General features: G+C 60.6%; 15 protein-coding genes and 1 riboswitch. Of the genes, 9 read left to right on the top strand and 6 right to left on the bottom strand.

Annotation, left to right across the window (positions count from 1 at the left end):
- Positions 1-17: 17 nt before the first annotated feature.
- Positions 18-1,385, bottom strand: a complete 1,368-nt coding sequence (gene ugpB, locus U5805_RS22730; protein ID WP_322105756.1) for a sn-glycerol-3-phosphate ABC transporter substrate-binding protein UgpB — start codon at positions 1,383-1,385, stop codon at positions 18-20.
- 514 nt (positions 1,386-1,899) lie between these two features.
- On the opposite strand from ugpB, the gene U5805_RS22725 reads away from it, so the two are divergent.
- Complete coding sequence (locus U5805_RS22725) at positions 1,900-2,142, top strand: hypothetical protein (protein ID WP_322105755.1); 243 nt, start codon at positions 1,900-1,902, stop codon at positions 2,140-2,142.
- Between the two features lie 52 nt (positions 2,143-2,194).
- On the opposite strand, the gene U5805_RS22720 is transcribed toward U5805_RS22725, so the two are convergent.
- Positions 2,195-2,563 (bottom strand): NUDIX hydrolase, encoded by a 369-nt coding sequence (locus tag U5805_RS22720; RefSeq protein ID WP_322105754.1) that lies wholly within the window; start codon positions 2,561-2,563, stop codon positions 2,195-2,197.
- 229 nt (positions 2,564-2,792) lie between these two features.
- Here U5805_RS22720 and U5805_RS22715 point away from each other — a divergent pair, with 229 nt between their 5' ends.
- Positions 2,793-3,719: a CHAD domain-containing protein gene (locus U5805_RS22715; protein WP_322105753.1), complete on the top strand. Its 927-nt coding sequence runs from the start codon at positions 2,793-2,795 to the stop codon at positions 3,717-3,719.
- A 15-nt stretch (positions 3,720-3,734) separates the two neighbouring features.
- Here U5805_RS22715 and U5805_RS22710 read toward each other — a convergent pair whose 3' ends face one another.
- Positions 3,735-4,043: a hypothetical protein gene (locus U5805_RS22710; protein WP_322105752.1), complete on the bottom strand. Its 309-nt coding sequence runs from the start codon at positions 4,041-4,043 to the stop codon at positions 3,735-3,737.
- A 437-nt stretch (positions 4,044-4,480) separates the two neighbouring features.
- On the opposite strand from U5805_RS22710, the gene U5805_RS22705 reads away from it, so the two are divergent.
- Together U5805_RS22705 and U5805_RS22700 are read left to right on the top strand one after the other, a co-directional pair.
- On the top strand, positions 4,481-4,606 hold the full coding sequence (locus U5805_RS22705; protein ID WP_322105751.1) for a hypothetical protein: 126 nt from the start codon (positions 4,481-4,483) through the stop codon (positions 4,604-4,606).
- Between the two features lie 65 nt (positions 4,607-4,671).
- Positions 4,672-4,862, top strand: a riboswitch (yybP-ykoY riboswitch).
- A 67-nt stretch (positions 4,863-4,929) separates the two neighbouring features.
- The gene (locus U5805_RS22700; protein WP_322105750.1) at positions 4,930-5,934 is read left to right on the top strand and encodes a sodium:calcium antiporter; all 1,005 of its coding nucleotides are present in this window, start codon (positions 4,930-4,932) and stop codon (positions 5,932-5,934) included.
- A gap of 6 nt (positions 5,935-5,940) precedes the next feature.
- Here U5805_RS22700 and U5805_RS22695 read toward each other — a convergent pair whose 3' ends face one another.
- The 3 genes from U5805_RS22695 to U5805_RS22685 all read right to left on the bottom strand — a co-directional run bounded on the left by U5805_RS22695 (position 5,941) and on the right by U5805_RS22685 (position 8,051).
- Positions 5,941-7,002: an HPP family protein gene (locus tag U5805_RS22695; protein WP_322105749.1), complete on the bottom strand. Its 1,062-nt coding sequence runs from the start codon at positions 7,000-7,002 to the stop codon at positions 5,941-5,943.
- 477 nt (positions 7,003-7,479) lie between these two features.
- Positions 7,480-7,890, bottom strand: coding sequence for a helix-turn-helix domain-containing protein (locus tag U5805_RS22690; RefSeq protein ID WP_322105748.1), 411 nt, complete (start codon positions 7,888-7,890; stop codon positions 7,480-7,482).
- Complete coding sequence (locus tag U5805_RS22685; RefSeq protein WP_322105747.1) at positions 7,884-8,051, bottom strand: hypothetical protein; 168 nt, start codon at positions 8,049-8,051, stop codon at positions 7,884-7,886. Before U5805_RS22685 ends, U5805_RS22690 begins: the two co-directional genes overlap by 7 nt.
- Positions 8,052-8,146: 95 nt before the next feature.
- On the opposite strand from U5805_RS22685, the gene U5805_RS22680 reads away from it, so the two are divergent.
- The 5 genes from U5805_RS22680 to U5805_RS22660 all read left to right on the top strand — a co-directional run.
- Entirely contained in the window at positions 8,147-8,530 is a 384-nt protein-coding gene (locus tag U5805_RS22680; RefSeq protein ID WP_322105746.1) for a hypothetical protein, read from the top strand.
- A 1,491-nt stretch (positions 8,531-10,021) separates the two neighbouring features.
- The gene (locus U5805_RS22675) at positions 10,022-11,386 is read left to right on the top strand and encodes a replication initiation protein (RefSeq protein WP_322105745.1); all 1,365 of its coding nucleotides are present in this window, start codon (positions 10,022-10,024) and stop codon (positions 11,384-11,386) included.
- A gap of 531 nt (positions 11,387-11,917) precedes the next feature.
- Complete coding sequence (parA, locus tag U5805_RS22670) at positions 11,918-12,601, top strand: ParA family partition ATPase (protein ID WP_322105744.1); 684 nt, start codon at positions 11,918-11,920, stop codon at positions 12,599-12,601.
- Positions 12,591-13,607: a ParB/RepB/Spo0J family partition protein gene (locus tag U5805_RS22665; protein ID WP_322105743.1), complete on the top strand. Its 1,017-nt coding sequence runs from the start codon at positions 12,591-12,593 to the stop codon at positions 13,605-13,607. Before parA ends, U5805_RS22665 begins: the two co-directional genes overlap by 11 nt.
- Before the next feature lie 504 nt (positions 13,608-14,111).
- Positions 14,112-14,399: pyridoxal-phosphate dependent enzyme (locus U5805_RS22660; protein WP_322105742.1), on the top strand; the 288-nt coding region annotated here is incomplete at its 3' end.

Below are 14,399 nucleotides of genomic sequence, written 5' to 3'. Positions count from 1 at the left end.
GTGACCGCAGTCGTGCGTTATTGCGCTTGCTGCTCGAAGCGCCTGAGCAGGTCGTTGCCGCGCGAATTCGCCGAATCGAGCGCCTGTTGCGGCGTCTTGCTGCCCGTCCACACCTGCTCCAGTTCCTCGTCGACGACCGTGCGGATCTGCGGCATGTTGCCAAGGCGCAGGCCCTTGGTCCACGGCAGCGGCGGCTTGTTGAGCATCTGCTTCGTGGCCGTGTCCGCGCCCGGATGCGACTGGTAGAAGCCCTGCTTCTGCGTGAGTTCGTAAGCGGCCTTCGTCACCGGCAGATAACCGGTGTCCTGATGCCACTTCGCCGCCACCGCCGGCGTGTTCAGATACGCGAGAAACTTCGCCACGCCCTTGTAGACTTCCGGGCTCTTGCCGCCCAGCACCCACAGACTCGCCCCGCCGATAATGGCGTTCTGCGGCGCGCCCTTCACGCTCGGGTCGTACGGCATCATGCCCGTGCCGAACTTGAACTTCGCGTATTGCTGCACGTTCGCGAGCGCGCCCGACGAACCCATCATGATGCCGCAGTCGCCGCTATAGAACTTGGCCGTGGCTTCGTCCTTGCGGCCGACATAGGTGAAGGTGCCGTCTTTCGCCATCTTTTGCAGAAAGGCGATATGCGCGACCTGCAACGGCTTGTTGATTTCGAGTTGCGCGTCGAGACCGTCGAAGCCGTTGTTGCGCGTGGCGATGGGCGCGCCGTGCCAGGCGCTGTAGTTCTCCACCTGAATCCAGCCTTGCCAGCCGGTCGTGAAGCCGCAGTTCATGCCCGACGCCTTGAGCTTCGCGGCATCGGCGGAAACCTCGGGCCAGGTCTTGGGCGGCTGGTCCGGATTGAGGCCCGCCTTCTGGAACGCGTCGCGGTTGTAGTAAAGCACGGGCGTGGAGCTGTTGAACGGCATCGAAACGAGATGGCCTGTTTTGGCGTCGCTGTAATAGCTCGCGATGGTCGGCACGAACGCCTTTTCGTCGAGCGGCACGCCGGCCTTCTGCATCACGTCGTACACGGGCAGCACGGCCTTTTTCGCGTTCATCATCGTCGCCGTGCCAACTTCGTACACCTGAATAATCGCGGGCGCGTCGCCGCTGCGATAGGCGGCGATGCCGGCGGCCAGCGTCTGATCGTAAGTGCCCTTGAACACAGGCACGATCTTGTACTCGCTTTGCGAAGCGTTGAACTGCTTGGCGATGTCGTTCACGCGCTCGCCGAGTTCGGACTCCATGGCGTGCCAGAACTGGATTTCGGTGGCGGCGTGCGCGGCCTGCGCGCCGCCGGCGAGCACCAGCGCGGCCAGCGCGAGACGCAGGCGGGCATGATGAGTCCGTAAGCGGCCGCGCGAGCCTGGGCGTTGTATCTCGTGCTGTTTCATCCGGGTCTTTCCTGTTATTGGCGGCTATTGGGATCAGGACTTCGCTCTTTCGATGACGCTACGACGACGCTTGAATACTGCCGTGACGCGCCGCGGCGGCATGTCGATGCGACCGGCCGCGCGCCGCGGGCTAAAGAGCCAAGGCACGGGAAGGGTAGCACAGCACGCAGAAGGCGCGATTCGGGCGCGGGCGAATGGCACGGCTCACGCGGATGCGTGGATGCGTGGATGCGCACGAGGCGCGTATGACGACGGGTACGAGACGCGTATCAGATGCGGACAAGACGCGTACGAGACACATATGACCCGCGTACGAAGCAGGCGGCGCGGCACGACGCGTGCGCGCAGGTAAATGGCGAGCGGCCGAACCGGCACGATCCATCGACAAGCGCTTTCCGGCGAAGGCCGGTAGCTTCGGCGCATGACATCGACGTGATTCGGGCGCGCCGCCGGACCTGGCCGCGACATATGTCCCGGTTACTATCGAAACCCATGTGCCACAACCGGAGCCGACATGTTCGACATTCCCCTTCAACATATCGACGGCGATGTCTTTTTTCATTACCCGATCGGCGGGCGGCAACATCAGATTCAGGTAACGGGCGCGTGCCTGCGCGACGTTTTCAGCTCCGACGGCTCCCAGGAAGGCAACGAGATATCGGTGCGGGAAAACGTGGAGGAAATACTGCGCGCGGCGGCGGACAAGGTGTATCGCGGCGCGCTTTCGCCCGTCGCCCTCGAATCCACCGACTTTTGACGGCGCGCGCCGCGTTGCGCTTCGCACGCGAATCACTCGCGCGTCGTGCGATTTATTTCCTGCGCCGCTGAGTCATCAGCTTCACGATATTCGTGGTTGGGCGACTGGTCATGAGCCGCGAGATGTCGTCGAGATGAACCCAGCGGCATCGGGAGATTTCGCTGCTCGGCCGCGCCTTGGCCTGACTGGGAATTTCGCAGAAGAACACGTGATGGTGCTTCTGCTTGCCGCGAAAATCGAATAGATATTTCGCCGATTTCCCCGCAAGCCGCGTTTCTTCCCGAAGTTCGCGCAGCGCGGCGGCCGAAAGCGGCTCTCCGCGCTTGAGCATTCCGCCCGGCAATGCCCACTTCGACTGACTGCGCGAGACCAGCAGGATTCGCTTGCCTCGGCGACAGATCACGGTGGCGCGTTTCTTCATTCGGACTCCCACTTGATTCGCGAACCCATTCGCGGTTCCAGCAAATGCCGATGCCGGATATAACGGGTTATCGTAATACAGAAACACCATAAATCCAGGCCGCTTGCAGGGCGAAACCGGTTCCTCGTGAAATTTCGCGGATTTCATCAAACCGTCATGAATACAGGGGAAATAAATGGCCGTGTGGTAGGGTCTGGCAACCCTGTTTCTTGTCCAACTCGAGACCGCAATGGATATGGACGGTGACTGGCTTTTGCCCAAGCCAAACACACGCTTCAAGACCCGGCGGCACAAGCTCGCCGCGTCGCTGTCGCCCGATAAAACACGTTCCGTCGCCAGCACGTTTTCTTCGTTGGCCCTGCCGGTCGTCGCCGAAGCCGCGCGGAAGGCAGAGGCGCTTTCCGCGGCGGGCGACCCGGAAGGATTCCATCAGCTTCGTATCGCATTCAGAAAGCTGCGCGCGCTTTTTTGGGCCTACTCGCCTTATCTCGGCGAAGAAGCGACGGCCGAGGCCACGGAAGAATTCAAACGACTCGCGGCGGTGGCGGGCTGCACGCGCGACTGGGACATTGCGGGCGGCTTGCTGGACGCGGCGCTGAAGTCGGGCATGGCGATCGAACCGCTCGTGGCGGCGGCACGCGAGCGTCGCGCGCGGGCAGTCGAGCAGAGTCAAGCGATGATCCGCAGCGATGCGGTCGAGGCGTTCCTGAACGACGTGCTGCTTCGCGCGCAAGCCACGCTTCAAACGTGCTGCGACGACCTGCCGATTCGGCCGTTCGCGAGAAAGCGGCTGCGTCGCGCAAAGCGCACGCTTCGCGCACGAAGCCGGCGCGCCGCGCAAAGCGCAATCGCGCATGAAGGCCATGAACAAGCGCTTCACGACGTGAGAAAGGCGGGCAAAAAGCTGCGCTATCTGCTCGAATTTTTTCAGCCTGTCGTGAAAGGCCGCCACGCTCGCGACATCAAGGCGTTGACCTCCGTGCAAGACAAACTGGGGCAATTCAACGACATCGCGGCCAGCGAAACCCTGATTCGCGAGACCGCGTTCGACGACGTTCCCGCCGCTGTCGTGGAAGAGTCGTTGCGATGGCTCGAACAGCAGAAGCGCCGGCGCATGCGCGCGGCGTCGCGGCGCGTCAAATCGCTTGCCCGCTGAACGGCACGCCCGCGCTCAAAAAGCGCCTTCACGACGCGCGCGCCCAAAATGCACGGACGTGAATATACCGATAGCGAGCACGCCGAGCACCACGGCCGCGCTGCCGGCATTGATGCCGGGAACGAGCGGATGCGTGACGAACAGTGCCGCACCCGCCAGAGCGTTGAGCCCACCCCACAAAAAATTGACCAGCGGCGAGGACGGCCCTCTGCCGTGCGGCTTGGCGAACGGCGTGGGAAAACACTCGCCGCGCAAGCCCGCGGCCAGATGCGGCAACGCGTTGCACACGAACGCACCGGCGAAAAAGAATGCGACGAAGCTCATGCTTGGTCCTTGGCAATGAAGTTGGGTTGAAGAGACATCGGCGGAGCGTGTACGCCGCTCGTACTCGCGGCACCGCTCCCGGCATCAGGGAGGAAGCGTAAATCAAGACAGTTTAGCTTGCAAGTTAAACTGTCGAAATACGACGCGCCGTTTCGCCCGCCATCCACGTCTTGAGCGGCTCGACCTCGGGTTGAAGGTCTGCCGCGCTCGGATGCAACAGGTAGCCACCGCCGTGCCGAACGGTTCGACGTGCATACCGTCGGCACGCTCGGCCTCCACCAGGGTGGGACTCGTCAGCATCAATCCCTGCGCGCGCACGGCCGCCGCGATCGCCATCAACGATTGATTGAACTCGGTGCCTTCGATGGAGCAACGCCGGATGCGCGAACTACCCGCGCGCGAACGGCGGCACGAAGTTCAACGCGGCCCAAGCTTTCGTGAACGACCGGGTCGCGCCGGATGCGCTCGTCGGCCTCGGCAACGACATGGGCAACGTCACGGGCAACGTCGCGGGCAACGACGGACAGGCCACGGCGATGATCGGCTTGCGCCACGAATTCTGATCCGCCGCCGCATGAGAATGGCAAGCGCGCATTCATGCTTTCGCCGTTTTGTTTGCGCTATAATCGCCCCCGTCTTAGGGGAGTAGTCTGCTTCGCCGCCCCGGCGAAGCGCCGTCGTCAACATAATTGGTGCCTCGCGCACCATGGCGTCGGCAGCCGTTCGCAGCTTCGCGGCCTGACGAGACCTTTGACGCTTTCCTTTTTGCCGAGCCGGGCGAAGGGAGGCGTCATTGGTTTTGTTGCCCGGCTCGCATACAAAAGAACGGCACAATGAACCGCCTCACCCCACATTGCCTTTGCACTCGCGCCACGGAGCGTACGTCATGATCTGGACGTTCGCCCTGCTCATCGCCGCCGCCGGCATCATCTATCTGTCCTGCGAAACTTTCGTCAATAGCGTGGAGTGGCTCGGGCACAAGCTCAAGGTCACGCAAACGGCCACCGGCACGATCCTCGCCGCGTTCGGCACGGCGCTCCCGGAAAGCGTGGTCACGCTCGTGGCCGTGGCGTTCGGCGGCACGCCCGCGCACAAGGAGATCGGCGTGGGCGCGGCCATCGGCGGCCCGCTCGCGCTCAGCACCATCGCCTACGCCGTCGTGGGCGTTGCGATGCTCGCCACGGCCAAACGCGCGGGCCGCGAGCGCGCGGGCTTTGTCGACGTCGACACACGCCGCCTGCGCCGCGACCAGCTCTGGTTCCTCGCCATCTTCGTCGCCAAGATCGCGCTCGGCCTCGTGCTGTTCAGCTTCAAGCCCGTTCTCGGCATCGCCTTTCTCGGCGCTTACGCGGTGTATTGCTGGAAAGAACTGTCCGATGACGGCGGCGGCAGCGACGAAGTCGAAGGCGAGTTGGAGCCGCTCAAACTGCGGCCGCGCGACGGCAATCCGAGCCTCTTCTGGATTCTGCTACAGACCGTGGGCGCGCTCGCCGTGATCTTTTTCGCTTCGCATCTGTTCGTCGAGCAGATCGGCGCGGTGGGTCCGTGGCTTGGCTTGAGCCCGCAATTGACGGCGCTGCTGTTCAGCCCGATCGCGACCGAACTGCCCGAGATCATGAACGCGATCATCTGGGTGCGCCAGGGCAAGGAGCGTCTTGCGCTCGCCAACATCAGCGGCGCGATGATGATTCAGGCGACCATTCCCACCGCGTTCGCGCTGTTCTTCACGCCGTGGCACCTCGGCGCGCCGTCGATTCTCGCGGCCGTGACGACGATGGCTTCGATCCTGTTCCTGCAATGGGCGTTCCGCGCGCCGCGCGTGCAAAGCCGTCAACTCACGCACGTGGGCTGGCTCTACGCCGTGTTCGCGGTGCTGCTGTTCGTGGTGTAACGCGGCTCACGCCGCTTGCGCCGCGCCTGCGTGCCGGTGCAGCAAGCGGATCATGTCCGAATGACGCACGACGCCCACGAGACGGCGTGCGTCGTCCATGACCGGCACGTCGTGCCACGCGTGCTCGGTGAAGAACGGCACGAGTTGCGCGAGCGGCGTCGCACGATGCACCGCATGCACGCCCGCCGCCATCACCGCTTCCACGGTTTCCTCCATGCGCGCCGATTCCTTCGCGAACGCGCGCCGCAGTTTCGCCCATGCGGCAGGCTTCGCGGCATCGAGCGCATGATGCGTCAGCATGCCGACCACGCGATCCGCCGCATCGACCACGGGCAACGCGGCCGCGCCGTGGCGGCGAAACATCTCGCGCGCGGCGTGCGTGCCCATCGTCGCGCGTACCGCCGGGCATCGCGTCGACATCGCTTCCTCGCAGGTTAGCTGCTCGAACGACCTGATCGGCCTGCCGATGGGTTCGAGCGCGGGCAGCGCGCCCACGGCGCCGTTCGTCCGCGCCTCGGGTGCGGCACGAAACACGCCGCGCGGATAACGGTGCCCCGTCAGCGCATGAAACGCGAGCGCGGCGCACACGAGCGCAACCGATTGCAGCTCGACCGGTGCGATCACGAAATCGAAACCCAATGCGCGCACGGCGGGACCGCCGAGCACGGCCGTCAACGCGACGGCGCCCGAGGGCGGATGCACGCAGCGGCATAAGAACATCGCGCAAATCGCGAGCGCGACAGCCAGCGAGGCCGCCATGAGCGTCGAATCGATCCAGCGCGCGCATGCGACGCCCACGAGCGCCGCAACGAAGTTGCCGCCCAGTATCGACCACGGCTGCGCAAGCGGGCTTTCCGACACGCCGAACAGCAGCACCGCCGACGCGCCCATCGGCGCGACGAGCATCGGGATATCGCCCGCCGCGCCGAACGCCGCGTGCGTGGCGAACCCCGTGAACGCGATGCCGAGCAACGCGCCCGCGCAGCGCCGCACGCGCTCGCGCCATGACGGCGCGGCGGGGTGCGGCACGAAACTCGTCAACCATTCGATGATCGCGGTGCGGGACATGACCGTATGAAACGTCACGATGAAATATCGAAGATGGCTGCCAGCTTAGCGGTGCGCGCGAAATATCAACAATTGATATTTCTATCGGCTCATATAATTCATCATGTATGCATGTTTTGCGATGCTTTGGGCGCGTAGTCTTATTGTGTGCGACAGCTTCGGCTAACGCGCCGAAACATGCGCCGAGAGTGCCGTCCGTTTGTGCGTTACGAGGTAAGTTATATGCCGACGCGGCGGATAATCCGCGCCAGGCGATTGCGAATGCATGGGAACGCGCCTTCGCACAGGCAACGCTGCGGACCGGCATCCGTCAGCGCCCGCCGATCGCTCGCCATCGCGCAACTCGAGCCAAGTCATCATCAACGCCCCACTGCGGCGCCGCTTTACGCAATCGGGTATGACGGCGGCTTCCTTGTGAGCGAGGCGAGCGGCGGCCAGTCGCACAACTCGTGCGCGCCCGGACGGCCCTCGTGCGGATCAACAGCGCAAGTGAAACGAAGGCGGCACCGACGTGCGCCCGCGCTGCTCGCACACAATCGCTGCTGGCCTTGCGTTCACGATCACACTGCGCAACGCACGATCGTAGCAAGCGACACGTTCGGCATTCAGCCTGCCCGCGCAACCTCGAAAAGCGTGCCTCGTTAGTTTTTCCATGACGCAAGAAGCGCGTGACGGCGCACAGGTAACCGGTTCCCACAAACGGTTACCTGAAATCGAACGCCGTCGGCCAGACTCATCCGGCGTCAATTGGTAACCGAATCGGCTGATGGTTTCGATGCGCACGTCGATCACCGCGCTGTCGAGCTTGCGGCGCAGCCGCGAGACGACGAACGAGGATAGGAAAACGAGCAGGATGCGCGTGGCGTCAGGCGAACGCGCGGTCAGCATTCCACGCTCATGCGCGCGCCGCAGCCGCCCTCGCCCGCAAGTTCACGCAGATCGACGGTGGCGAAGCGCTGCGCGGTTGCAGCGCCGATCTTGGAAATCCGCAGCAGCGCGCGGAAACGTTTCGAGCAGTTACCGGTTTCGCTGCGCGCGTGATCGAGCATAGCGGCACCGTCGGCGTCGGCGCGCAGGCATTCGCGCTCGGCCGCGCGCGAGGAGCGTATGCCGATGGACGAGCGGCGCGCGGAGGTCGTGGGCAATGCCGTCGCGGGCGCCCTTCACCACCCATCAGGCGCTCGACTTCGTCGTCGCCAACGGGCAAGCATCGCGCAAGGTCACCGATCGCAATGCATTCGGTGACTCCAGGGATTTCGCACACGCGCTTGCTGCATGTCTGGCACGAGATTACCGCAGCAGCCGCGGCAAGCGTGCGCCCAGCGCCGAGTGCGAGCGCGCGCACGAGGTCTTGGCGCATGTTCAGCACGGTCGTCATGCCCTGTGCGACCAGGAGGTGCATGCCGTGCGGCGCGTCACGCCGATCACGCGCGCGAACGGCGAAACTTCACAGCGGTGTGGCACGAACGAATGCTTGACCGTTTGGCAGTGCGGGCGCGGACGGCAGGTCGGGCGGCGTCGAAATTAGGTCACCGGCAGCGCGGTGGCGGTGAATGGTGAACAGACCGTAGTAGTTACCGTATGCGCTTGTGTTCGAACCGCTTATGGGTGAAGTTGCCAGTTACGGCTAGCGCAGTGACCCTTGTGACGCGGTGGAACGTCCGGGCCGAATTCCCATGGATGGTGACCATGAGATGGGTCACCGGATTTGGGATGCGTGAGTCGCCGCGCATAGATCGCAGGTGCGGAATGCACTGGCTACGGGGCGGCTCAAGACAAGCGTGCTCGGGAAAGCGATCCCACAAACGGCTACCTTAAGCAGGAACTTGCTCCCGTATTTGGGCACCTCGGAACGGATTTGCTTTTCTATCAGTGGCTTAGAAGTGATACCTCGTGCTCTAGTTGAAATTTTCCGAACATAGGTAGCATTCGATGGGAGCTTTCCGTGCGGCGAGATGCTTTAGGTCGCCGATCTTGGGGATTCCGAGGTTGGTGACCGCTTACATCGAATAGGTCGCTGGTTTTGGGAGACGTTTTTCTCATCGAACACAGTTTTAGTGTTTACCTTTACGCTTTAACTACTTTAGTAAACCTTTAGACGGCGCAAAGCCTTATGGAACGGGGCTTTGCGGCCGATTTGGTTGCTATTTATGGGGACAGCGGTACCGTCTATGGGGATTCCGGGTTGTGGATATGGGACTTCGGTAGCCAAGGATGGGGTTTGTGGCTTCTGGATATGGGAAGCAGGTCGCTGTTGATGGGAAACACCGCTGGTATCGGTCAAGGTTCCCGTTTATGGGATGCGGCAAAGGTCCCTGTCTATGGGGATATAAGTGCGGCGGCTGTGGTTTTTTCTTTTGTTAGACCTCCTGCGAGGCATCCCTTTATGGGAACGACGTTAGGTAGCCGGTTATGGGCTATTTTGTACTGATTTTTGTCGCGCCGTGGCGGGCTGTGTTCGATCATGTCGGCCCTGCGGGGTTGATGCCTGAGGCTTCGCGAGCTTCTTAGGTTACGGCTTATGGTGGTGTTCGTTGGTAACCGTATTTGGGAGTAGTTACATCCGTTCGTTCGCAGTTACCTCCCCTTTCAGGTGACCCAAGGTCACCGTTTATGGGAACGGGCAAAGGTCACCATTCATGGGACATTCCGAGCGGTACTTGCTGCCAAAGCCTGCGACCAACAGCACGCCCGCGCTGATTGGGATTTCCCATATCTCGTTACCTTTGTGCCGGTTATATTTGTGAGTGAGCGCTCACATAACGCAGCAAGGTAGCCATCTATGGGACTTGAATGAAGGCCGTTGCCTTCGAAGGTTACCGCTTATGGGAAGAATGCCTGTCTTGCCTGCGCCGGCGTTTCTGTCTTTTCTGCGATGCCGCACGACCTTGGAAGGCTTGTCTGTCAATCGTTTCCCGGCAGATGTCGCTCAGCGTCACGGATTCCATCGCGGCCTTGAGTCACCTGTTCCGTTGGTATACAGTTACCAACCGAACAGGTTCCCTTCAACGTGGATCATATGGCAAGAAAAAAGGCCGACGCTGGCGATGCCGACAAGCAAGGCGCACTCGTATTTCAAGGCCAGCCGCCTGATCTCTTCCGCAAGGCCGTTCCGGCTATTCATATCGCGCCCAAGTCTGGGTCGATCAGCTTGCAGCAGCGCAAGATGTTCAGCTCGCTGATCAAGAATGCGATCCGCCAGGACTCGCTTGAGCCTGGCCGCTCCTCGTTCGAGATTACGATTTCCGCCCTTTCCCAAGACGTCGATCTGAACAGCAATAACACGGAATACGTCAAGGAGACGATCAATTCGCTGATCAGCACGGTCGTCAACTGGGACTATCTCACGCAGGACAAGCGCAGCATCTGGAAAGCATCGGGTTTGCTCGCGGGCGCCGAACTCGAGCGGTCTGTGTTGCGCTACACCTTTTCCGAGCAGATTCGCGGCGAACTCCTCAACCCCGAAATCTACGCAATGATCGACATGCGAATCACGCGCCAGTTTCGGAAGGCGCATTCGCTGGCGCTATGGGAGAACGTCGTGCGTTATGAGGCGGTTGGCATGACCGCGCGGTTTCCGCTTGCGACGCTGCGCGATCTGATTCTCGGGCAGGATACGTCGGCGCAGTCTTATAAGCTGTACAAGCAGTTCAAAAGCCGCGTCCTCGTGCCGTGCATCAAGGAAGTGAACGAGATTTCGGATCACACCTTCGAGTTGATCGAACACAAGGTGGGACGCTCGGTCGTCGCTTTGCAGTTTCGCGTTACTCGTAAGCCTGAGACCGATCCCGCGCAGGAGTTGCGCGTCAACGAGACATTGTTGATCGGCGAAATGTCGAAGTTCAGCATTCCGGTTTCCGAGGCGCGGCGTTTGATCAAGCAATACGGCGACGAGAAGATACGGACGGCCATCGCCTACACCGCCGCACGCGTCGCTCAAAAAAACGCGGCGCCGCTTGCGAACGTGGCCGCCTATTTCCGCAAGGCACTCATGCAGGGTTACGAGTTGCCCGGTGGCAATGCGGCAACGGCCACTTCGGACGCCGGCCGAGCGCGGGAAAGCCAGGATCAGGTCGCCGATCGCTATATTGCGGCAAAGATCAACGAGGCGCGCTCGTACTTCAACGAACTCGAATACGACGATCAGACCGCATTGATCCAGCGCTACAACGAGACGGTCGGCATGGACAAGCTGAAAGTCTCGACAGCCAAGGTGCCGAGCAAAATGGCATCGACGAATTTCTTCCGCTGGGTCGTGCTAGATACCTGGGGTCAGCCGACGGCCGCCGATTTGCTTGAATTCCTGCTGAGCGGGCAACAGCCGCCTGCCGCTGGGCAAGCGTCAGCGGAGGTTGAGTTGGCGTTGAAGACGCGCGGCGACTGAGATAATTTAAAGCAGACGTAACGGTGACTTTAGGTCACCTTTTTTTTGCGCTCATCGCGGCTGACGCGTACGTAAAAAATATCTATACTAATTTTTGAAAATTCGGAATGAATTTTCTTTAAAGTCACCATTATCCTATCCACAGGTGCGTTGTTCAAGCAATGCAGATTCTTCACGTGGAGAATCTGCGGCAATATCAGACCAAATTCAGTCTCTTTGTAAAACGTCTTTGCTATTTGCGGAGCGCAAAATCTCCACGTGGAGTGTGTAGCATCATACCGCCGTGCGAAGGTGTGAAATTGGTTTGAGTTCAAATACTATACCGCCGTCTCCACGTGGAGATTCACCTGCGAGCGATACTCTCTAGACTCCAACTTAAGCATCAAGGGTTGCGAGGCGACAACGTTTTCGGCAGAAATCCTAGAATTTACCTTAAGTAACCGCTAGACTCCGTGGTGACTTGCGGAAGTCTCCACGTGGAGAATGCGTGTGGATCGCCACTTCGCCGTTGAAAATTGCATGGAGAATTGAATGGGACTCGTCATAGCTGTTGCGAACCAGAAAGGTGGTGTCGGCAAGACCACTACGAGCATGAATCTGGCGGGAGCGTTTCAGGCCGAAGGCTACAAGGTGTATGTCGCCGATGCTGACGGCCAGCAATCATGCATGAGCTGGTGCGCGGCAGCAGGTTCTGAAACACCGCTGCCGTTTCGTGTCGGCAGCATCCATAAGCTCGAAAAAATGATTGGGCCAGAAGTTGCGGCTTTGGCCAACGACTATGACGTGGTAATCGTCGATTGTCCGCCCAATATTAACGATCTCACAACTGCTCGCGTGTTAGCCGTAGCCGACGCAACGATCATTCCGACCGATGCCTCTCCAATCGATATCTGGAGTAGCGAAGGCATGATGGAATTGGTCGAACGCACTCGCGTGGCTAATCCAGCCGGAAAATTCGCAATTTTGCTGAATAAGTCCAATTCGAAGACCCTGCTTCACACGCAAATGAGCGCGATTCTCGCTGAGAGCAACGTCCGCGTATTCGCCTCGACGGTTAAACAGCGCGAGCTATATCGGCAAGCGGCGGCTCTGGGCCGGACTGTGTTCGACGTTCGCGGCGTACGCGGGACGAAGATCGCAAAGGACGAAATCACGGCCGTCTATAACGAAATCATTGCGCTGGTTCAGGAGGAGGAGACCGTCGATGGCAACTAAGCTTAATTTCACCAGCAAGGTTCGCGCTGGAATGGTGGCGGAACGTGTGTCGGCGGGCGAGCGCCTGGCGGAAGCGGACGTCGTCAATATCGCGCAGCGCGATGCTGGCGCGTCCGCCCCGGTGATTGCCCCGGAAGCACTGGTTGCCGAACCTGGCAATGCCACGCACGCGGTCCAAAAAATCGCTGTCGACGAGGTCGTTTCCAATCCCTACAACCCGCGCGCGTTTTACAGCGCCGAGACGATCGACGAACTGGCTGCGAGCATCGGTACGCAAGGGCAGATCACGCCGATCCTCGTGACTCGACTCGCCGAGTTTCCGGGAAAATATGTCATCGTTGATGGCGAGCGGCGAATTCGGGCGGCCCGTTCACGCGGCGACAGGTTCATCGACGCCGACGTTCGCGATGGACTCGACAATCAGAACCTCTATTTGCGCGCGTATCACGCGAACAAGGAGCGAGAGGAACAGACGGTTTTCGACGATGCGCTGGCATGGAAAAAGTTGCTCGACGATCGTGTCTATGTCGATCAGGTCGAATTGGGCGTCGCTGTCGGCGAGGACCCGAAGCACATCAGCAAGGTCATTTCGCTTACTTCGCTGCCGCCGTTCCTGCTTCAGCGCATGGCGCAACATCGCGGCGACGTTGGACTCGGTCACGCCTACAACATCAAGTTGATCTTCGACCGTGCCGGCGCCACGGTTGCCGAACATTGGCTCCAACAAGTGGTAGAAGGCAAGGCCAGCGTGCGCAAACTCGAGGCGGCGGCATCGGCGGAGGCGGGCGCTCGTCGCGTCGGTCCCCGCCGCACGCACTACCAGTCGCGCGTGCAGTTCAACAAGCCCGATGGTGTCGCGTTGGGCGAACTGAAACTATTCGGCGACGGACGCGCGGAACTCAGCCTGAAGGGTATTGCGCCCGCCGATCAACAGCGGCTTGCCGAGCGTGTAAAGGCCGTTATCGAACAGTGGGCCTCGGAGATGGAAGCCCCCGACGCGGTTTAACGATAGCCAGAACTCGAGCCGGGGAGGGCGCCGGGATATCTTTCTCCGGTTACGGGTGCCAGGCGAGGCACGGCAAGGCCGGTTCAGGGTCGAATCGTGAAACATGCTCGCGTATCTCATTGTCCAAGTGTTTTTTCATAGTTATCATGGGCTTACGTGAATGTATTGAAAATGTTTCACGAAAAAATGCATGTGAGCAACGAAAAAATCACACTTTTCCAAGCGGCGGAGCGCAAAGGGCCACCAAATTGCTTTCAACGTAGTAAAAAGAACGTATTTCGTAATTAATTGTTCGCGTCGGTTTCCTTGCATTGACAATGACACCCGTCCCAAGCCATTCTTTAAGAATGAACCGCCGCCCGTTTTCGATCGCGCTGATTATTTACACCATTCGACGAATGGTGGGTTAGCGCATATCCGAAAGCCGCGACAACAACCCGCCCCACGAGGCGGGTTTTTTATTTCCGCCTCCTGGTTAAAACGAAAATCAGAACAGGAGCCGTCATGCAAGTGCACCAAGGTCGTTCCGCCGTCGAAGCAGCCAAAACAGGCAAAACGCATCCCGACGAGACCGACTATCTCCGAAAGATCCTCACCGCCCGCGTCTACGATGTCGCCCGCGAGACCGAACTCGAACCCGCCCGCAGTCTCTCCGCGCGCATCCGCAACCGCGTTTTCCTCAAGCGCGAGGACAACCAGCCGGTCTTTTCCTTCAAGCTGCGCGGCGCCTACAACAAGATGGCGCACCTCACGTCCGCCCAGCTCGAGCGCGGCGTCATCACCGCGTCGGCG

This window comes from Paraburkholderia sp. J41 (genome assembly GCF_905220235.1).
GTDB lineage: Bacteria > Pseudomonadota > Gammaproteobacteria > Burkholderiales > Burkholderiaceae > Paraburkholderia.
This window is presented reverse-complemented; position numbering and strand designations above follow the sequence as displayed.

Excerpts from the sequence above, each read along its gene's own strand:
- ugpB (WP_322105756.1), bottom strand. The coding sequence starts at position 1,385 with ATGAAACAGCACGAGATACAACGCCCAGGCTCGCGCGGCCGCTTACGG.
- U5805_RS22725 (WP_322105755.1), top strand. The coding sequence starts at position 1,900 with ATGTTCGACATTCCCCTTCAACATATCGACGGCGATGTCTTTTTTCAT.
- U5805_RS22720 (WP_322105754.1), bottom strand. The coding sequence starts at position 2,563 with ATGAAGAAACGCGCCACCGTGATCTGTCGCCGAGGCAAGCGAATCCTG.
- U5805_RS22715 (WP_322105753.1), top strand. The coding sequence starts at position 2,793 with ATGGATATGGACGGTGACTGGCTTTTGCCCAAGCCAAACACACGCTTC.
- U5805_RS22710 (WP_322105752.1), bottom strand. The coding sequence starts at position 4,043 with ATGAGCTTCGTCGCATTCTTTTTCGCCGGTGCGTTCGTGTGCAACGCG.
- U5805_RS22700 (WP_322105750.1), top strand. The coding sequence starts at position 4,930 with ATGATCTGGACGTTCGCCCTGCTCATCGCCGCCGCCGGCATCATCTAT.
- U5805_RS22695 (WP_322105749.1), bottom strand. The coding sequence starts at position 7,002 with ATGTCCCGCACCGCGATCATCGAATGGTTGACGAGTTTCGTGCCGCAC.
- U5805_RS22690 (WP_322105748.1), bottom strand. The coding sequence starts at position 7,890 with ATGCTGACCGCGCGTTCGCCTGACGCCACGCGCATCCTGCTCGTTTTC.
- U5805_RS22685 (WP_322105747.1), bottom strand. The coding sequence starts at position 8,051 with ATGCTCGATCACGCGCGCAGCGAAACCGGTAACTGCTCGAAACGTTTC.
- U5805_RS22680 (WP_322105746.1), top strand. The coding sequence starts at position 8,147 with ATGCCGTCGCGGGCGCCCTTCACCACCCATCAGGCGCTCGACTTCGTC.
- U5805_RS22675 (WP_322105745.1), top strand. The coding sequence starts at position 10,022 with ATGGCAAGAAAAAAGGCCGACGCTGGCGATGCCGACAAGCAAGGCGCA.
- parA (WP_322105744.1), top strand. The coding sequence starts at position 11,918 with ATGGGACTCGTCATAGCTGTTGCGAACCAGAAAGGTGGTGTCGGCAAG.
- U5805_RS22665 (WP_322105743.1), top strand. The coding sequence starts at position 12,591 with ATGGCAACTAAGCTTAATTTCACCAGCAAGGTTCGCGCTGGAATGGTG.